At 51.4% G+C, this 18,996-nt stretch carries 15 protein-coding genes; 3 read left to right on the forward strand and 12 right to left on the reverse strand.

From position 1 onward, the window contains the following. The first annotated feature begins 37 nt into the window (after window positions 1-37). Window positions 38-361 carry an HI1450 family dsDNA-mimic protein gene (locus JEM67_RS15405; RefSeq protein WP_004945300.1) on the forward strand — a complete coding sequence of 108 codons (324 nt, stop codon included), beginning with the start codon at window positions 38-40 and terminating at the stop codon, window positions 359-361. 93 nt (window positions 362-454) lie between these two features. On the opposite strand, the gene oppF is transcribed toward JEM67_RS15405, so the two are convergent. The 7 genes from oppF to JEM67_RS15440 all read right to left on the reverse strand — a co-directional run bounded on the left by oppF (window position 455) and on the right by JEM67_RS15440 (window position 9,168). Then, window positions 455-1,456 (reverse strand): murein tripeptide/oligopeptide ABC transporter ATP binding protein OppF, encoded by a 1,002-nt coding sequence (gene oppF, locus JEM67_RS15410; RefSeq protein WP_004945302.1) that lies wholly within the window; start codon window positions 1,454-1,456, stop codon window positions 455-457. Continuing rightward, window positions 1,453-2,469, reverse strand: coding sequence for an ABC transporter ATP-binding protein (locus tag JEM67_RS15415; RefSeq protein WP_004945304.1), 1,017 nt, complete (start codon window positions 2,467-2,469; stop codon window positions 1,453-1,455). Before JEM67_RS15415 ends, oppF begins: the two co-directional genes overlap by 4 nt. A gap of 11 nt (window positions 2,470-2,480) precedes the next feature. Continuing rightward, complete coding sequence (gene oppC / locus JEM67_RS15420; RefSeq protein WP_006321181.1) at window positions 2,481-3,389, reverse strand: oligopeptide ABC transporter permease OppC; 909 nt, start codon at window positions 3,387-3,389, stop codon at window positions 2,481-2,483. A gap of 14 nt (window positions 3,390-3,403) precedes the next feature. Beyond that, window positions 3,404-4,324: an oligopeptide ABC transporter permease OppB gene (gene oppB / locus JEM67_RS15425; protein WP_004945308.1), complete on the reverse strand. Its 921-nt coding sequence runs from the start codon at window positions 4,322-4,324 to the stop codon at window positions 3,404-3,406. Between the two features lie 83 nt (window positions 4,325-4,407). Next, window positions 4,408-6,045, reverse strand: a complete 1,638-nt coding sequence (gene oppA, locus JEM67_RS15430) for an oligopeptide ABC transporter substrate-binding protein OppA (protein ID WP_199636046.1) — start codon at window positions 6,043-6,045, stop codon at window positions 4,408-4,410. Between the two features lie 150 nt (window positions 6,046-6,195). Continuing rightward, window positions 6,196-7,833 (reverse strand): ABC transporter substrate-binding protein, encoded by a 1,638-nt coding sequence (locus tag JEM67_RS15435; protein ID WP_199636047.1) that lies wholly within the window; start codon window positions 7,831-7,833, stop codon window positions 6,196-6,198. Window positions 7,834-8,523: 690 nt separating this feature from the next. Next, on the reverse strand, window positions 8,524-9,168 hold the full coding sequence (locus JEM67_RS15440; protein WP_004945318.1) for a YchE family NAAT transporter: 645 nt from the start codon (window positions 9,166-9,168) through the stop codon (window positions 8,524-8,526). Window positions 9,169-9,688: 520 nt separating this feature from the next. Here JEM67_RS15440 and adhE point away from each other — a divergent pair. Beyond that, complete coding sequence (gene adhE, locus JEM67_RS15445) at window positions 9,689-12,361, forward strand: bifunctional acetaldehyde-CoA/alcohol dehydrogenase (RefSeq protein ID WP_199636048.1); 2,673 nt, start codon at window positions 9,689-9,691, stop codon at window positions 12,359-12,361. Between the two features lie 125 nt (window positions 12,362-12,486). Here the strand turns inward: adhE and JEM67_RS15450 are convergent, their stop codons facing one another. Next, on the reverse strand, window positions 12,487-13,071 hold the full coding sequence (locus JEM67_RS15450; RefSeq protein ID WP_199636049.1) for a thymidine kinase: 585 nt from the start codon (window positions 13,069-13,071) through the stop codon (window positions 12,487-12,489). 700 nt (window positions 13,072-13,771) lie between these two features. Between JEM67_RS15450 and hns the strand changes: the two genes are divergently transcribed. Beyond that, window positions 13,772-14,179, forward strand: a complete 408-nt coding sequence (gene hns, locus JEM67_RS15455) for a histone-like nucleoid-structuring protein H-NS (RefSeq protein WP_004945327.1) — start codon at window positions 13,772-13,774, stop codon at window positions 14,177-14,179. Between the two features lie 209 nt (window positions 14,180-14,388). On the opposite strand, the gene JEM67_RS15460 is transcribed toward hns, so the two are convergent. From JEM67_RS15460 to rssB, 4 genes are all read right to left on the reverse strand, one after another. Then, entirely contained in the window at window positions 14,389-15,399 is a 1,011-nt protein-coding gene (locus JEM67_RS15460; RefSeq protein ID WP_199636050.1) for an NAD-dependent epimerase, read from the reverse strand. A gap of 9 nt (window positions 15,400-15,408) precedes the next feature. Further along, window positions 15,409-16,752 carry a UDP-glucose dehydrogenase family protein gene (locus JEM67_RS15465; RefSeq protein WP_199636051.1) on the reverse strand — a complete coding sequence of 448 codons (1,344 nt, stop codon included), beginning with the start codon at window positions 16,750-16,752 and terminating at the stop codon, window positions 15,409-15,411. A 43-nt stretch (window positions 16,753-16,795) separates the two neighbouring features. Continuing rightward, window positions 16,796-17,713: a UTP--glucose-1-phosphate uridylyltransferase GalU gene (gene galU, locus JEM67_RS15470; RefSeq protein ID WP_004945340.1), complete on the reverse strand. Its 918-nt coding sequence runs from the start codon at window positions 17,711-17,713 to the stop codon at window positions 16,796-16,798. Window positions 17,714-17,921: 208 nt separating this feature from the next. Continuing rightward, window positions 17,922-18,935 (reverse strand): two-component system response regulator RssB, encoded by a 1,014-nt coding sequence (gene rssB, locus JEM67_RS15475; RefSeq protein ID WP_199636052.1) that lies wholly within the window; start codon window positions 18,933-18,935, stop codon window positions 17,922-17,924. Between the last annotated feature and the right edge of the window lie 61 nt (window positions 18,936-18,996).

The following is an 18,996-nucleotide window of genomic DNA, read 5'->3' on the forward strand; positions in this document are numbered from 1 at the left end:
TTAATAACGCCAAATCATTTTTGATCAGGATTTTTTTATGGATTTGAATAACCGCCTTACCGAAGACGAAACGCTGGAACAGGCTTATGACATCTTTCTGGAATTGGCCGGCGACAATCTGGATCCGGCGGATATCCTGCTGTTCAACCTGCAATTTGAGGAACGCGGCGGCGCCGAGCTGTATGATCCGGCGGAAGACTGGTCGGAACATGTGGATTTTGACCTGAACCCGGACTTTTTTGCCGAAGTGGTCATTGGCCTCGCGGACAGCGATGGCGAACCGATCAACGACGTGTTTGCCCGCGTATTGCTCTGCCGTGAGAAAGACCACAAGCTGTGCCACATTTTGTGGAAAGAATAAGCGCCCTGCTTGCATGAAAAAACCCGCCAACGTTGGCGGGTTTTTTGTTGGTGCCGCAGCGAACAACGCTGCGGCTTGAAGACGACGGGTTAATTATAAAGGATCGACTTTCAGGCACGACACCGCATGGCGGAAACTCCCCTCCAGCAGCGGTCGGGTCTTGGCGCATTCCGGCCCGGCAATCGGGCAGCGAGTGCGGAACACGCAGCCTGATGGTGGATTGATCGGCGAAGGCAATTCTCCTTCCAGCAGTTGGATCTGCTTTTCCCTCTCCTTGTCCGGATCCGGGATCGGCACCGCCGACATCAGCGCTTTGGTGTAAGGGTGTTGCGGGTTGTGGTACACCTCATCGTAGGTCCCCAGCTCCACCGCATGGCCCAGATACATCACCAGCACGCGGTCAGAGATGTGCTTGACGACCGCCAGGTCATGGGCGATGAAGATCAACGACAGCCCCATTTCACGTTGCAACTGCTGTAGCAGGTTGACCACCTGCGCCTGAATCGACACATCCAATGCGGAGACCGGCTCGTCACAGATCACCAACTTCGGTTCCAGGATCAGCGCACGCGCAATGCCGATACGCTGACACTGGCCGCCGGAGAACTCATGCGGATAGCGGTTGATCAGGTTTGGCAACAAGCCCACCTTCAGCATCATCGCTTTCACCTTGTCCTTCACTTCCTGACGCGGCATTTTCGGGTAATAGGTGCGCAACGGTTCGGCGATGATTTCGCCGATGGTCATGCGTGGGTTCAGCGAGGCCAGCGGATCCTGGAAGATCATCTGGATATCGCTGCGCGTTTTGCGCCAGTCGGTATCGCTCATGCCGAGCAGATCCTTGCCTAACCAGGCAACGCGCCCGCTGGTAGCTTTCACCAGGCCGATAATGGCGCGGGCGAAGGTCGATTTTCCGCAACCGGACTCGCCAACCACGCCCAGCGTTTCCCCTTCGAACAACCGCAGCGTCACGCCGTCGACCGCCTTCAGGGTTTTCGCCGGCTGCCAGAACCACTGTTTGTCATCATGAATGTCGAAGTGCACTTTCAAATCGGCCACTTCGAGCAGTACTTTCTTGTCGGTTACCGCTGTCATACCAACGCCTCCACCGGTTTAAAGCAGGCACGCAGGCGCCCTTCACCAAACTGCTCCAACGGCGGAGCGCTCGCGCATTGTTCCATCGCGAACTGACAACGCGGCTGGAACGGGCAGCCTTTCGGCAGGCGCAACAGGTTCGGCGGGTTGCCGGGAATGGTCATCAAGGCTTCACCTTCAGCGTCCAGACGCGGTACCGCATTCAGCAGACCTATGGAATATGGGTGGCTCGGGTGATAGAACACATCACGCGCGCTGCCATATTCCATCGTGCGCCCGGCGTACATTACCAGCACCTTATTACAGATACCGGCCACCACGCCCAAATCGTGGGTGATCATGATAATGGCCGTGTTGAACTCGCGTTTCAGTTCATTCAACAACGTCATAATCTGCGCCTGAACCGTCACATCCAGTGCGGTGGTCGGCTCATCGGCAATCAATAACTTGGGCCGACACAGCAACGCCATGGCGATCATCACGCGCTGGCGCATACCGCCGGAGAACTCATGCGGATACATGCGCATGCGCTTGCGCGCTTCCGGCATTTTTACCGCATCGAGCATACGCACCGACTCTTCGAAGGCTTCGCTTTTGCTCATTTTTTTATGCAGCATCAGCACTTCCATCAGCTGCTCGCCAACGCGCATATAAGGGTTAAGCGACGTCATCGGATCCTGGAAGATCATCGAAATCTCTTCCGCCCGCAGCTTGTTGAGCTGTTTTTCCGGCAGGTTGAGGATTTCGCGGCCGTTAAACTTGGCCGAACCGCCAATGCGGCCGTTGCTGGCCAGCAGCCCCATGAGCGCGAAAGCGGTCTGGGATTTGCCCGAACCGGACTCGCCGACGATGCCCAGCGTTTCACCGGCTCGCAGGTCGAAGTTCAGATCGTTCACTGCCGTCACGTCACCGTCCGGGGTGCCGAAGGTCACGCGCAGGTCTTTTACATCCAGCAACAGCGGCGATTTGGCGACGGCGCTGGTTTGCAACTGCGGGTTTTCAATGGTGCTCATGATGGCACTCCTTAACGATCTTTCGGGTCGAGGGCATCACGCAGACCGTCGCCGATAAAGTTGAAACAAAACAGAGTGACGACCAGGAAACCCGCCGGGAACAGCAGCAACCACGGTGAAACTTCCATCGAGTTGGCGCCATCGCTGAGCAATGCGCCCCAGCTGCTTAATGGCTCCTGCGTGCCCAGCCCCAGGAAGCTGAGAAAGGATTCGAACAGGATCATGCTCGGCACCAGCAATGAGGCGTACACCACCACCACACCAAGCACGTTAGGCACAATATGGCGCAGTACGATATTTCGGGTTGAAACCCCGCACACCAATGCCGCTTCGATAAATTCTTTACGTTTTAAGCTCAGGGTTTGCCCGCGCACAATACGTGCCATATCCAGCCACGACACCATGCCGATCGCCACAAAAATCAGCAGGATATTTTGACCGAAGAAGGTCACCAGCAGGATCACGAAGAACATGAATGGGAAGGAGTTGAGGATCTCCAGCAAGCGCATCATCACCGAGTCGGTCTTGCCGCCCAGGTAACCTGACATCGCGCCGTACAGGGTACCGACAATCACCGCCACCAGCGCCGCAGCCACGCCGACCATCAGCGAGATGCGCCCGCCAATCGCCACGCGCACCAGCAAATCGCGTCCGGAGGAGTCCGTGCCGAAGTAGTGCGCAGATTCAAGACTCGGCGCAGCCGACATCATCGCCCAGTCGGTATCGTCATAAGCGAACTGCGACAACCACGGCGCTACAATCACAAACAGGGTAATCAGCGCCAGCACAAACAGGCTGCTGACCGCCGCACGGTTATGCACAAAGCGGCGGCGAGCATCCTGCCACAGGCTGCGCCCTTCCACTTCCAGCTTTTCGCTGAAGTGTTCCAGAGCTTCGCTGTTCTTTTTCGTCAACATCATTTGCGTGCTCCAGCTTAATAACGAATTTTGGGATCGATAACGGCGTACAGCACGTCCACGATCGCGTTAAACAGAATAGTCAGGCCGCCCACCAGAATGGTCAGGCTCAATACCAAAGAATAGTCACGGTTCAGCGCACCGTTGACGAACAGCTGGCCGATACCCGGCAAACCATAAATGGTTTCAATCACCATCGAACCGGTGATGATGCCGACAAAGGCAGGCCCCATATAAGAAAGCACCGGCAATAACGCAGGTTTCAATGCATGACGCAAAATGATACGGCGCATTGGCAAGCCTTTGGCGCGGGCGGTGCGGATAAAGTTTGAGTGCAGCACTTCAATCATCGATCCGCGCGTGATACGGGCGATACTGGCAATATAGGCCAGCGACAACGCCACCATCGGCAAGATGATAAATTTCGGCGCCCCACCGTTCCACCCCCCGCCGGGCAGCCATTTCAGCGTAATGGCGAAAATCAATACCAGTAGCGGCGCCACCACGAAACTGGGGATAACCACCCCGGTCATGGCAAACCCCATTACCGTATAATCCCATTTGGTATTTTGATTCAATGCGGCAATGACACCGGCGCTAACCCCCAAAACCACCGCCAGCAAAAATGCGGCCAGGCCCAATTTGGCTGAAACCGGGAAAGAAGCGGCGACCAAATCGTTGACCGAATAATCCTTGTATTTGAATGACGGGCCAAAGTCGCCTTGCGCGAGCTGAGCCAGATAATGGCCGTACTGTTTCCAGATAGGATCATTCAAATGGTATTTGGCTTCGATATTGGCCATCACTTCCGGCGGCAATGCGCGCTCGCCGGTAAAAGGGCTGCCGGGGGCCAAACGCATCATGAAGAATGAAATGGTGATAAGGATAAATAGTGTCGGGATCGCTTCTAACAAGCGTCGAAATATAAATTTTAGCATTGCCCTAACCCTGTGCTGCAGCCTGATAACGGCTTATTATTCTCAACATGGGCCGGCGGTTCACACCGCCGGCGCTTACCGTATCAATGCTTGATGATGTACAGGTTTTTGTCGTACACGTTATCAAGCGGGTCTTGGCCGGTGTAACCGCCAACATAAGGTTTCACCAGACGGGCATTTACATAGTAATAAACCGGAACGATGGCGGAGTCTTTATCCAGCTGAACCTCGGCTTTCTGATACAGAGCGGCACGTTCTTCTTTGGTTTTCGCCGTCAGCACATTAGCCATCAGCTTATCGAACTCGGCGCTCTTGTAGTGCGGGGTGTTACTGCTGCTGTCAGACAGCATCATGTTCAGGAACGAACTAGGTTCGTTGTAGTCCGCGCACCAGCCGGCGCGAGCTACGTCATAGGTACCCTGATGACGAGTATCCAGGAAGGTTTTCCACTCCTGGTTCACCAGCTTCACATCCACACCCAGATTTTTCTTCCAGATGGAGGCGGCGGCAATCGCCAGCTTCTTGTGCAGATCCGAGGTGTTGTACAGCAGCGAGAAAGTCAGCGGTTTGCCTGGGCCATAACCCGCGTCTGCCAGCAGTTTCTTCGCCACTTCGTTGCGTTTTTCCTGCGTCCAACCGAACCATTCCGGCGGAGTCAACTTGGCGCCATCAGTATAAGGCGGAGTGAAGCTGTAGGCTGGCAGGTCGCCCTGGTTTTTCACTTTATTGGTAATGATGTCGCGGTCCAGGCCCAGTTTCAGCGCTTCACGCACGCGCTCATCGGTAAACGGCGCTTTCTGGTTGTTGATTTCGTAGTAATAGGTACACAGGTACGGATCAACATGAACTTCTTTCGGGATCTCTTTCTTCAGCTTCTGGAACAGCTCGATCGGCATGTTGTTGTAAGTCATGTCGATTTCGCCGGTACGGTAGCGGTTAACGTCGGTCACTTCCGACGCAATTGGCAGGAACGTGACTTTATTAATGATGGTTTTTGCGTTATCCCAATATTCCGGGTTACGTTCCAGTACGATGCGTTCGTTGACTACCCAGTCTTTCAGTTTATAAGCGCCGTTGCTGACGTAGTTGGCAGGCAGAGTCCACTTCTCGCCATACTTCTCTACGGCATCTTTAAACACCGGTTTCATCGCGTAGTGCGGAGTCATTTCAACCAGGTAAGGTACCGGCTCGGTCAGGGTAACCTGGAAGGTATGGTCGTCAATGGCTTTCACGCCCAAGGTTGATTTGTCTTTCTTGCCTGCGATGATGTCATCCACGTTTTCTACGTGGGCGTATTGCAGATAGCTTGCATAAGGGGATGCGGTTTTCGGATCCACCACACGTTGCCAGCTATACACGAAATCTTGCGCCGTTACCGGTTTGCCGTTCGACCATTTCGCGTCTTTACGCAGGTGGAAGGTCCAGACTTTAAAATCTTTGTTATCCCAGCTTTCCGCCACACCCGGCACAATGGACCCATCCAGGTTGTTGTTGGCTAAACCTTCCATCAGATCGCGCGTTACGTTATTTTCCGGCACGCCTTCGATTTTATGCGGATCCAGCGACTGTACTTCCGAACCGTTGTTTTTAACGATCTCTTGTTTCTCTGCCAGTTGCACACCCGCGGGCACGACGGCAGCAATTGCGCTGCCGGTTGCTGTGATGCCCAGCGCGGCAATAATGCCGGCGGCAAGGAGGGTTTTCTTCGTGATGTTGGTCATTGATATACTCCAGTTTTTTATTATCACAGACTCATCGTGGAGCCTGCGTTGCCCGTGAGCGGACCTTGTTATACCGACTGCCAATGAACGAATGCGGCAGGCGGCCTTCCCTGTATTACTCCTCGTTGTTGGCGTGGCGTAATACCCCTTTTACTGCTTGATAATGTACAGATTTTTCACATCGGTATAATCCAGCGGATCTTTACCGGTAAAGCCCCCCACCGACGGCCGGATCAGGCGCGCACTGACGCGGTAATACACCGGAACCAACGCAGAATCTTTATCCAACTGCGCTTCCGCCTGTTGGTAAATAGCGGCACGCGCAGCCTCGTCCGGTGCCTTCAGCGTACTGGCCATCAGGGCGTCGAATGCCGGGCTCTTGTAAAAGATAGTGTTCATGCTGCTATTGGAAACCACCAGATTCAGGAAGGCGCTTGGCTCGTTATAATCACCGCACCAGGTCGCACGCGCCACGTCATAATCCCCTTGATGACGGCTTTCCAACGAGGTTTTCCACTCTTGATTGCGCAATGTGACATCCGCCCCGAGATTTTTCTTCCACATCGAAGCAGCAGCGATCGCCTGCTGTTTGTTTTGATCCGAGGTATTGTACAACAGCGTGAACTTCAAGGGATTTGCCGCAGTGAAACCGGCTTGCGCCAACAGTTTCTTCGCTTCGGCATTACGCTGCTCCTGGCTCCAGCTCGCCCATTTCGGCGTGGTGAACCTGGCGCCATCGGTAAAGGTTGGGGTGAAGTTGTACGCCGGGATCTGGCCCTGGCCCATGATTTTGTTGGCGATGATGTCGCGATCGAGCGTTAGCTTCACCGCAGTGCGCACCCGTGCATCGGTAAAAGGTGCGCGCTGATTATTGATCTCGTAATAGAACGTGCACAGGAACGGGTTAACGTGCAGTTGCTCCGGGATTTCTTTTTTCATCTTCACGAACAGGTTCGGCGGGATAGCATTGTTGGTGATATCAATCTCACCGCTGCGGAAGCGGTTGACGTCGCTGACCTCTGAAGCGATCGGCAAGAACGTCGCCTGGTCGATGACCGTTTTTTTGTTGTTCCAGTAGCTTGGGCTGCGCTCAAGCACAATGCGCTCATTCACCACCCACTCTTTCAGGCGGTAAGCGCCGTTGCCGACATAGTTGGCGGGCAATGTCCATTTGTCGCCAAACTTTTCAACCACCGCCTGTTTTACCGGTTTCAGCGAGGTGTGGCTCAACATGCTGACAAAGTACGGCACCGGTTCACTCAGTTGAACCTGCAGCGTCTTGTCATCGATGGCCTTAACGCCCAGGGTTTGCGGGCTTTTCTTGCCGGTCAGGATATCGTCGACGTTTTCAATTTTGGCGTATTGCAAATAGCTGGCGTAAGGGGAAGCGATTTTGGGATCGGCCAGACGCTGCCAACTGTAGACAAAGTCCTGTGCGGTAACCGGGGAACCGTCGCTCCACACCGCATCCGGGCGCAGGTGGAAAGTCCAGGTTTTAAAATCCTGGTTTTCCCAGGTTGCCGCGGCGGCCGGCACCACATGCCCATTGGCGTCGGTGCTGACCAATCCTTCCAGCAGGTTAAGAATGATATTGCTTTCAGGTGTTCCTTCGACCTTGTGCGGATCCAATGAAGCGACTTCGCTGCCGTTGTTGATCACAATGCTTTGCTGTTGGGCCAATTGCACCCCGGCCGGAACATCGGCCGCCTGTACAGAATAAACGGCGCTGATACTCAGCATGCCGGCAATGAACATGGTCAACGGCGCGCGCTTCATTGTTTGCTGCATAGTCGAGGCTCCTTTTCACCGACAAGCATTGCTTATCGATATTTGTGAAGTATTTATAAGAATTCTAAATAACGGATACCAGCAAAAATCGTTCCCACTTTGACGACGCTCTGCAATTATTTAAGCGAATAAAGTTGCTCGGAAATTAGCAGAAGCCAAATTCCATAGCCAATAATTTTTACAAAAATGTTAAGCAATTCTCTTTTATTGCCCAGTGCGCGATTTGCCCCACCGCTAACCCGACAACCCACCACCTCGCTAACACAATGATTTTATTTAATAAAATTCACAAAATCATTGCGCAAGTTATGCGCTACAGGTCAGAGCTTACCGCAAAGAAACATTCAGTTAACAAAGAGTCCATTCAAAGAACAAACGCCTGCTTATACGCGGTTAATCACTAATAACACCTGGATGAAAGCGAGACAAGCCCTACAGAATGATGTGACTAAATTAACAGCAGATTTGACATTAGGCAGGCTATAACGGGCAGAAAAGAGGCAAGATAAGGGTTAAAAATAACGATTAGAGCTTTTATTGAGCAGCAAAGTGAGATTTATGCCACATGGTGGTGCAAGTGAAGAAAATTTATTCACATTACGCACTATATTAATGCGAGCCAATAATTAATTTTAATTTTTAAAATTAATTTGAGTCGCGAATTATCCTATTCGCGACTCACTGACCTGATTACAACAGCCCCGGGAATATGGCTTTAATACCGGTAACAATAAACTCGATACCCAATGCCATCAGCAACAACCCCATGATTCGGGTAATAACGTTGATACCGGTTTGCCCCAATAAACGCACCAGCAAAGGAGCGGCACGGAACAGCAGCCAACAGCAGAAGGCAAACAACGCAATCGCCAGGCTAAAACCCAGCAGGTTTTGCCAATTGTGATAACGGGAACTCCAGACAATAGTGGAACTGATAGCGCCCGGCCCCGCCATCAGGGGCAATGCCAGTGGCACCACGCCGATACTTTCGCGGATCGCGCTCTCTGATTTTTCCTGTTTGTTCTGTTTGTCTTCACCCAACTTGCCGCTGATCATCGACATGGCGATGCTCACCACCAGGATGCCGCCGGCAATGCGGAACGAATCAATGGAAATGCCAAACATGCGCAAAATCCCTTCCCCCAGAAACAACGAGGTCCACAGGATAATGGCGACCGACAGGTTGGCGGTCATGTTCGTTTTATTGCGCCCGGCCGCGGCCTGGTAGCTGGTCATGCTGATAAACACCGGCAGAATGCCCACCGGGTTCACCAACGCAAACAAGCCGACAAAAAATTTAATGTAGCCGGAAAAATCCAACAGAGATTGGCCCACAAATGACTCCGCTTAAATAGCTTTGAAAAGTGATACTGCCTACGCGCGCTAATGTAATTGAATTGCCACGGGTAATCCATTGGCCGAATGCAGCATTTTTATCCTTTAAGAACAAATAACCTGAAACAATTCGCTATTGTTAAGCAAATGTACGGTTTATGATTTTTTATGTTTAAAAAAAACGTCTACCACACAGTTATCAAGAACAATTCTCAACAACTTGAGCTGAATGGTGTCAGCCTGCACTTTTCATGATTTAAATCACAAAATCGCTAATCAAGAGTAGTTAAGCTCTTAGTCGTAGTCAGGGAGTAGAACAGATTAAGGAAAAAGAGGTATCTCTGTTCAACCCGCCGCTTCTCCCCAGAAGCCGTGGGAAAGCTCTTTAAGCAAATCAGCAGCATGCGTTGTACAGTATGGAAAGCCCTTGTTTTTAAGCAGCATTTTCCGCTTAGGTGTCTATACTAGTTGCTCGCACGGCTTATTTACTGAAAGAGTTTAACATTATCAGGAGAGCATTATGGCTGTAACGAATGTCGCTGAACTGAACGAGCTAGTCGCACGTGTCAAAAAAGCCCAGCGCGAATATGCCAACTTCACTCAAGAGCAAGTTGATAAAATCTTCCGCGCTGCTGCCCTCGCCGCTGCCGATGCCCGTATTCCCTTGGCCAAAATGGCCGTTGAAGAATCCGGTATGGGTATCGTTGAAGATAAAGTGATCAAAAACCACTTCGCTTCAGAGTATATCTACAACGCGTATAAAGATGAAAAAACCTGCGGTATCCTGTCTGAAGACGATACCTTTGGTACGATCACCATCGCCGAGCCTATTGGCTTGATTTGCGGTATCGTACCGACCACCAACCCAACCTCTACGGCTATTTTTAAAGCGCTGATCAGCCTGAAAACCCGTAACGGCATTATCTTCTCACCACATCCGCGTGCGAAAAATGCCACCAACAAAGCGGCGGATATCGTGTTGCAGGCGGCAATCGCTGCCGGGGCACCAAAAGACATCGTCGGCTGGATTGACCAGCCTACCGTTGAGCTGTCCAACCAGTTAATGCACCACCCGGACATCAACCTGATCCTCGCTACCGGCGGTCCAGGTATGGTGAAAGCCGCCTACAGCTCCGGCAAGCCTGCAATCGGTGTTGGCGCCGGTAACACCCCAGTGGTGGTTGACGAGACAGCGGACATCAAACGCGTTGTGGCCTCTATTTTGATGTCTAAAACCTTCGACAGCGGTGTGATTTGCGCCTCCGAGCAGTCTGTCATCGTCGTTGACTCCATCTATGATGCAGTTCGTGAGCGTTTCTCTTCCCACGGCGGCTACCTGCTGCAGGGCAAAGAGCTGAAAGCGGTCCAGGACATCATTCTGAAAAACGGCGGCCTGAATGCGGCCATCGTCGGCCAATCTGCGCCTAAAATCGCTGAAATGGCCGGCATCAAAGTGCCTTCCAGCACCAAGGTGCTGATCGGTGAAGTGAAATTGGTTGATGAATCCGAACCTTTCGCTCACGAAAAGCTGTCTCCGACGCTGGCAATGTATCGCGCCAAAGATTTTGAAGACGCCGTCAGCAAAGCTGAAAAACTGGTCGCCATGGGCGGCATCGGCCATACGTCCTGCCTGTACACCGACCAGGATAACCAGCCGGAACGCGTTGCCTTCTTCGGCGACAAGATGAAAACCGCACGTATCCTGATCAACACCCCGGCGTCTCAGGGTGGTATCGGTGACCTGTACAACTTTAAACTCGCTCCGTCACTGACGCTGGGCTGCGGTTCCTGGGGTGGTAACTCCATCTCTGAAAACGTCGGTCCAAAACACTTGATCAACAAGAAAACTGTAGCGAAGCGAGCAGAAAACATGTTGTGGCATAAACTTCCGAAATCAATCTACTTCCGCCGTGGCTCATTGCCTATCGCGCTGGAAGAAGTAGCGACCGACGGGGCAAAACGCGCCTTCATTGTGACCGACCGCTACCTGTTCAACAACGGCTATGCAGACCAGATCACCACGGTTCTGAAATCGCACGGCATTGAAACAGAAGTGTTCTTCGAAGTAGAAGCTGACCCAACGCTGTCCATCGTGCGTAAAGGCGCCGAGCAGATGAACTCCTTCAAACCAGACGTGATCATCGCGCTGGGCGGCGGTTCACCGATGGATGCTGCGAAGATCATGTGGGTGTTGTACGAACATCCGGAAACCCATTTCGAAGACCTGGCGCTGCGCTTTATGGATATCCGTAAACGTATCTACAAGTTCCCGAAAATGGGCGTCAAAGCAAAAATGATCGCCGTCACCACCACCTCAGGTACCGGTTCTGAAGTCACGCCGTTTGCGGTAGTGACCGACGATGCGACCGGCCAGAAATACCCGCTGGCTGACTACGCATTGACGCCGGATATGGCGATCGTTGACGCCAATCTGGTGATGAACATGCCAAAATCACTCTGTGCCTTCGGCGGCCTGGATGCGGTTACCCACGCGCTGGAAGCTTATGTTTCGGTACTGGCGAACGAATACTCTGACGGCCAGGCGCTGCAAGCGCTGAAATTGCTGAAAGAGTATCTGCCCGCCAGCTACAAGGAAGGCGCCAAGAACCCGGTGGCCCGTGAGCGCGTGCACAACGCCGCGACCATTGCCGGTATCGCGTTTGCCAACGCCTTCCTGGGGGTTTGCCACTCCATGGCCCACAAACTGGGCTCTGAGTTCCATATCCCGCACGGCCTGGCCAACGCCATGTTGATCTCCAACGTCATTCGCTATAACGCGAACGACAATCCGACCAAGCAGACGGCCTTCAGCCAGTACGACCGCCCACAGGCACGTCGTCGCTACGCTGAGATCGCCGACCACCTCGGTCTGAGCGCACCGGGCGACCGTACCGCGCAAAAAATCGAGAAACTGCTGGTGTGGCTGGATGAGATCAAAACCGAGCTGGGCATCCCTGCTTCCATCCGTGAAGCCGGTGTGCAGGAAGCCGACTTCCTGGCGAAGGTCGACAAACTGTCTGAAGATGCTTTTGACGACCAGTGTACCGGCGCCAACCCGCGTTATCCGCTGATTGCCGAACTGAAGCAAATCATGCTGGATACCTTCTACGGACGTAAGTTCAGCGAAGCGGATGATGAAGAAGTTTTGGCTGCACCGATTGCGGCCAAAGCGGAAAAAAAGTCCAAAAAATAACGGTTCATTGAGCCGACAAAAAAACCGCCGAAAGGCGGTTTTTTTATGCTGCGGAATAATTCACTCGGCCTCACGGCACAGTAGCGCTAAAACGCCCCACAATACGCGTTACGCCGCCCAGAGACTCACTCCAGTGCGTGTATGGCTTCCTTGTAATGTTTGCGGCAAACAGACACATAGCTCTCGTTGCCGCCTATCACGACCTGTTCACCTGCATGCATTGCCTGGCCGCTTTCATCCAACCTCAGCACCATATTCGCCTTGCGGCCGCAGTGGCAGATGGTTTTCAACTCCACCAGTTTATCCGCCCAAGCCAGCAAATATTGGCTGCCGATAAACAGCTCACCCAGAAAGTCGGTACGCAACCCATAGCACAATACCGGAATATCCAGTTGGTCGACTACGTCGCACAATTGCTCAACCTGTGTTTTCGTCAAAAATTGGCTTTCATCCAATAACACGCAGTGTACCGGCTGCTGCTGATGTTCCTGAGCAATCATGGCGTAGAGCATGGAGTCATTATTATAGAGCTGCGCCTGGGACGACAAGCCGATGCGCGAACTCACCTTCCCTACGCCAAAACGATGATCGATTTCGGCAGTAAACACCAACGTGCGCATACCACGTTCTTGATAATTATATGAAGATTGTAACAGTGCGGTGGATTTTCCTGCATTCATAGCAGAATAATAAAAATAAAGTTGAGCCATGGGCCGGCAACTCCAATGGTATAAGAAATATTCAGACGTTGATTCAAGCGCTAAGTGTACCATAACCCGCCGGCCTGCCCATGCTCTGGGTTCTCAATATCCTGGCAAAGGTAATAGCAGGCTTTCAAATGAAACATTTCGTTCTGCTCCTGCCCCTCTTTTACATCTATTTACAGGATAATCTTTGCCTGCCATCACTATTAATTACTGCTAATGATTTGCCCTCAGCATTAATGGTTAAGCTAGTGGAGAGACGCCGTTGCACGACCGCCACCCGGTGACAGACTCAAATCTATTAGCCCCTAAGGAGAGTGCCGAGAAATTTAATGACATAAAACAGACAAAGGCACAGTTCTTGACGTTATCTTTACCCGCATACCCCCATTGTTTACAATGTCTGCATACTAAAACGAGTGATTAAGCCCACAGAATTCGTCGTAATATCGATATAAAACACAATTATAACTTAGCCATAAATGCCTTACAGCCCCATCAAACATAGTGTGGCTGTTGAAAATTTGACTTAAAAATGGAGGTTGTAATACTTAACATCCCTACCTATATTAGCCGAACGGATCTGATTAACCGTTTTTTTAAAGATAAATTTGAGTACTCCTTTCAATTTGGCTATTGCAGAAAAGAAAAGAGCACTCTATTATTATCCAGACGCCCCCCACCAATATAATTTGAGACTAGGATAATGAGCGAAGCATTAAAGATTTTGAACAACATCCGTACTCTACGCGCACAGGCAAGAGAATGCAGCCTGGAAACGCTGGAAGAGATGCTTGAAAAACTGGAAGTTGTTGTGAACGAACGTCGCGAAGAAGACAGCCAGGCTCAAGCAGAAGTGGAAGAACGCACCCGTAAACTGCAGCAATATCGTGAAATGTTGATTGCTGACGGTATTGACCCAAATGAACTGCTGCAAACTATGGCTGCAACTAAAGCCGCTGGTAAAGCTAAACGTCCAGTACGTCCAGCTAAATATCAATATAAAGACGAAAACGGCGAACTGAAAACCTGGACCGGCCAGGGCCGTACCCCGGCAGTGATTAAGAAAGCTATCGAAGAGCAAGGTAAATCTCTGGACGATTTCCTGCTGTAATAGCATTTCGCTGCATGTTAAAAAGGCTCCCTTTGGGAGCCTTTTTGTTATGCGTATTTTCTGCGTTCTGGGCCCACAGCTTAGCCTGGACGCAAATATCCACCTACGCCAAGCGCCCCCATTCTTCTTATCGCCAGAGCTATCCCTGGCGTTTTTCAAGACATAAAAAAGGGGCCGCAGCCCCTTTATAACATTGTTCAGTTGTTCAATTACTGAACTTTATAAAATGATTTATACCACTCGACAAAGCGTTTCACGCCTTCTTCAACACCGGTTTCCGGTTTGAAGCCGATAACGCGATAAAGCTCGGCGGTATCCGCGCTGGTATCTAAAACGTCGCCAGGTTGCATCGGCAGCATATTCTTGCGCGCCTCAATCCCTAGCGCCTGCTCCAGTGCGCGAATATATTCCATCAACTTCACCGGGCTACTGTTGCCGATATTATAGACACGGTAAGGCGCAGAACTGGTTGCAGGTGAACCCTGCTCGACCGTCCATGACGCATCAGCCTGAGGAATAACCGCCTGTAACCGCACAATAGCCTCAGCGATATCGTCAATGTAAGTAAAGTCACGGTGCATCTCACCGTGGTTATATACGTCGATGCTTTCGCCTGCCAATATGGCTTTGGTAAATTTAAACAACGCCATATCCGGGCGGCCCCACGGGCCATATACGGTAAAGAACCGCAGACCAGTGGTCGGAATACCATATAAGTGGGAATAGCTGTGCGACATCAGCTCATTGGCTTTTTTGGTTGCCGCATACAATGACACCGGATGATCAACAGAGTCTTCCGTCGCAAAGGGCAGTTTACGGTTCAGACCGTATACCGAACTGGAGGAGGCATATAACAGATGCTCAACTTTATTGTGGCGACACCCTTCCAGCACGTTTAAATGCCCAATGAGATTGGCATCCGCATAGGCCAGAGGATTTTCCAACGAATAACGTACGCCCGCCTGCGCACCCAGATGAATCACCCGTTGAAACTTTTGCTCTGCAAACAGCCCCGCCATACCCTCGCGATCGGCCAGATCCAGCTTAATAAACTGAAATTCAGATTTATCCGAAAGCAACTCAAGGCGTGCCATTTTCAGGGTCACATCGTAATAATCATTCAGGTTGTCGATACCGACAACCTGATGCCCGGCAGCCAACAGACGCTCAGCAACGTGATAACCAATAAATCCTGCAGCGCCTGTAACCAGGAATTTCATGCTCACCCCTTAGATAACCGGCTGAATGGACGCGCCACGGCCGATTGCATAATACGTGAAACCGCGGCTTTCCAGACGTTCTGGATCAAACAGGTTGCGGCCATCAAAAATGACAGGCTGTTTAAGAGCACCTTTAACTACATCGAAATCTGGCGCACGGAAATTCTGCCATTCGGTACAGATAACCAGTGCGTCAGCCCCCTGCAGCGCTGCTTCTTTGGTGCCCACCAACTTCAGATCGTCACGCTGACCATAGATACGCTGTACTTCGTTCATGGCTTCTGGATCGAAGGCCTGAACGATAGCACCCGCTTCCCACAGTTGCTCCATCAGCACACGGCTGGAGGCCTCGCGCATGTCGTCGGTATTGGGTTTGAATGCCAGCCCCCACAACGCGAAGGTTTTACCTTTCAGATCTTCACCGAAGTGGTGTTTGATAAATTTAGTCAGCTTATATTTTTGCTGATAGTTAACCTGCTCTACCGCCTGCAACAGCTTGGGTTGGTAACCAATATGCTCCGCAGTGCGGATCAGCGCTTGAACGTCTTTCGGGAAGCATGAGCCGCCGTAGCCGCAGCCCGGATAGATGAAGTGGTAACCGATACGCGAGTCAGAACCGATCCCCTGACGCACTTTCTCAATATCCGCACCCAGCATTTCGGCCAGATTGGACATTTCGTTCATAAAGCTGATCTTGGTCGCCAGCATACAGTTGGCGGCATATTTGGTCAGCTCGGCGCTGCGGATATCCATCATGATCATGCGATCGTGATTGCGGTTGAACGGCTCGTAAAGCTCACGGATAGGTTCGATAACCTCTTTGTTATCGGTACCGATAACAATACGCTCCGGACGCATGCAGTCCGCTACCGCCGCGCCTTCTTTCAGGAACTCCGGATTGGAAACCACGTCGAAAGGCACTGTACTGCCGCGTTTTTTCAGAGTTTCTTCCATCACCTGGCGTACTTTATCCGCAGTACCTACCGGCACTGTGGATTTGTCGATCACCACCTTGCGATCGGTCATATGTTCCGCGATAGTGCGTGCTACGGCAGTCACGTATTTCAGATCGGCAGAGCCGTCTTCATCCGGTGGCGTCCCCACGGCGATGAACTGAATGGTACCGTGTGCAACACCGGCTTTAGCGTCGGTGGTGAAGTGCAGACGACCCGCTTCATAGTTCTGTTGCACCAGCGGCGTCAGACCGGGTTCAAAAATGGGGATATTCCCGTTCTTCAGGTTTTCGACTTTACGCTCGTCTACATCAATACACATAACGTCATGGCCGACTTCAGCCAATACCGCAGCCTGTACCAGGCCAACATAGCCAATACCAAAAACTGTTACTTTCATGGGAAAATCCTAGTTTTTCAAATTAAGACGAAAGATAAATAAATTATTTCTTATCAGCGGCCAACAGTTGTTGCAACCACTGAGAAAATTCTTTGCCAAGACTGGCATGGCGCAGGCCATACTCGACGAAAGCCTGCATGTAACCCAGCTTGTTGCCGCAGTCATGGCTCACCCCTTTGAGGTGATAGGCTTCAACGGTTTCCTGCTGCATCAGCATTTCAATACTGTCGGTAAGTTGGATCTCACCGCCGGCGCCTGGAGGCGTTTTCGCCAGCAGCGGCCAGATATCGGCAGAAAGCACATAACGGCCAACAATAGCCAGGTTTGACGGCGCTTCGTCCGGCGAAGGTTTTTCGACCACACTGACCATCGGAGCGCTTTCACCCGCCTGCAGTTCATAACCTTTGCAATCAGCCACGCCATAATTGCCGACATCTTTCTGCGGCACAGGTTCGACCATAATCTGGCTGATGCCGGTTTGTTCGAACCGCTGCAGCATTTCGTGCAAATTGTCTTTTTTCAGATCGGCGCTGTACTCATCGAGGATCACGTCCGGCAAAATTACGGCAACCGGCTCATCGCCCACCAATGGATAGGCGCACATAATGGCATGCCCAAGGCCTTTCGCCACCCCTTGACGCACTTGCATCACGGTGACGCCTTTCGGGCAAATAGACTGAACTTCATCCAGTAATTGGCGCTTAACGCGTTTTTCCAGCATCGCTTCCAGCTCAAAACTGGTATCGAAATGGTTTTCAATCGAATTCTTGGAGGAATGGGTGACCAGCACAATCTCGTTAATCCCTGCCGCAATGCATTCATTGACCACGTACTGGATCAATGGCTTGTCAACCAGCGGCAACATTTCTTTTGGGATGGCTTTTGTCGCCGGCAACATTCGTGTTCCCAAGCCTGCAACCGGGATCACTGCCTTTCTGATTTTACGATTTACAGCAGGCATTATTTCCTCTCTCTAATAGAATTGGCGCTCATTTTGTGAGCTTCATCTGCCATACAAAAAACCTTCGGAGTATACCAGTTTATGACTGTCTGGCATTAGTCTGAGCACAAATAGAAAAAATTTAGGACAATTACCTAAACAGATTTTCTGAGATAAAAATAAGTATGTTGAATATCTTAATTTCAAATAATATTTTTACAACTGCTTGCTATTCGGCGCTAAGCATCAGTCGCAGCCTGCCCCCAGCCCCCCAAACCTGACACTGCCAGGCGGAACAGTGCTGGCTGATTTGGTTCATGTAAGTTGCGCCCAGCATACCCAGAGGCACACCGTTGCTCAGTTGGATTTGATTGTCACCGGTATTCACATTGGCATGCAGGCCCGCAGAAACCAGAATCAGGTTTTTATATTCGGCGTGATAATAACCAACTAACAGCGGGAATTGGCCTTCCAGCTTACCTTGGCGCAATAATTGATTAACTTGCTTTAACAGTGTCGTCATTTGCGGCAACCGATGACGCTGATTAACTAAATGATCCTGCAATAATCCGTTAAATAAAGCACGCAGCAACAGCGCTGCCAATACGCCATTATCACCGGCGCGGGTAACATCCAGGCAATAGAAAGCCAGATCCTTATCCGACAGTGCGGCTATATCTAGCACCAACCCCGGATTCTCACTGGTGGTTAATTGCCGGTAATTAATCCGACAATGGGCTATGGTCTGTTGCACCGGCGGCTGAAGCTGTTTGAGCAATTTTACCGCTTCAGAAGGATTTTTACTCAGCGCATTCCAATCCTTGAACAGCTCAGCTTCTTCCAGGGCCGGGGAGGTAAACATATTGGGATACAAACACCCCAATACCGCTTCACGCAGTCGGTTGAGATCGGCCACCGGTTTCAGCAAGACATCCTGCACGCCCAAACGCAGCACCTTGGCGATATCCGCCATTTTATCCGTGGCCGAAATCACCAGTACCGGGATTTGCAGGCCTTGCAGCCGCAGATGTTCGACAAACTCGATCCCGCCCATTTCCGGCATGGCGAGATCGCACAAGATTAAATCGGGATGGACATCGTCTACGGCACTCAGTGCCTGCAAACCATTGGTCGCCTCACTGGTCTCCGCTCCCAGCGATTTCAAATAGCCAACAAGCACGGAACGAAACACCAGTTCGTCCTCAACGATCAAAATCCGCTTGTTAGTGAGTGGTAATGCCATCAGCCGAGCCTCTTCCCTTTTCATAGTGTAATAGTGGCTCAAAAAGGGTATTTACGCTTGC

Origin of the sequence: Serratia sp. PAMC26656 (genome assembly GCF_016469055.2) — a bacterium.
Classification (GTDB): domain Bacteria; phylum Pseudomonadota; class Gammaproteobacteria; order Enterobacterales; family Enterobacteriaceae; genus Serratia; species Serratia plymuthica.

Coding starts and splice junctions, on each gene's coding strand:
- JEM67_RS15450 (WP_199636049.1), bottom strand. CDS start 13,071: ATGGCTCAACTTTATTTTTATTATTCTGCTATGAATGCAGGAAAATCC.
- JEM67_RS15435 (WP_199636047.1), bottom strand. CDS start 7,833: ATGCAGCAAACAATGAAGCGCGCGCCGTTGACCATGTTCATTGCCGGC.
- oppA (WP_199636046.1), bottom strand. CDS start 6,045: ATGACCAACATCACGAAGAAAACCCTCCTTGCCGCCGGCATTATTGCC.
- oppC (WP_006321181.1), bottom strand. CDS start 3,389: ATGATGTTGACGAAAAAGAACAGCGAAGCTCTGGAACACTTCAGCGAA.
- JEM67_RS15405 (WP_004945300.1), top strand. CDS start 38: ATGGATTTGAATAACCGCCTTACCGAAGACGAAACGCTGGAACAGGCT.
- rssB (WP_199636052.1), bottom strand. CDS start 18,935: ATGGCATTACCACTCACTAACAAGCGGATTTTGATCGTTGAGGACGAA.
- hns (WP_004945327.1), top strand. CDS start 13,772: ATGAGCGAAGCATTAAAGATTTTGAACAACATCCGTACTCTACGCGCA.
- JEM67_RS15460 (WP_199636050.1), bottom strand. CDS start 15,399: ATGAAATTCCTGGTTACAGGCGCTGCAGGATTTATTGGTTATCACGTT.
- galU (WP_004945340.1), bottom strand. CDS start 17,713: ATGCCTGCTGTAAATCGTAAAATCAGAAAGGCAGTGATCCCGGTTGCA.
- JEM67_RS15415 (WP_004945304.1), bottom strand. CDS start 2,469: ATGAGCACCATTGAAAACCCGCAGTTGCAAACCAGCGCCGTCGCCAAA.
- oppB (WP_004945308.1), bottom strand. CDS start 4,324: ATGCTAAAATTTATATTTCGACGCTTGTTAGAAGCGATCCCGACACTA.
- adhE (WP_199636048.1), top strand. CDS start 9,689: ATGGCTGTAACGAATGTCGCTGAACTGAACGAGCTAGTCGCACGTGTC.
- JEM67_RS15465 (WP_199636051.1), bottom strand. CDS start 16,752: ATGAAAGTAACAGTTTTTGGTATTGGCTATGTTGGCCTGGTACAGGCT.
- oppF (WP_004945302.1), bottom strand. CDS start 1,456: ATGACAGCGGTAACCGACAAGAAAGTACTGCTCGAAGTGGCCGATTTG.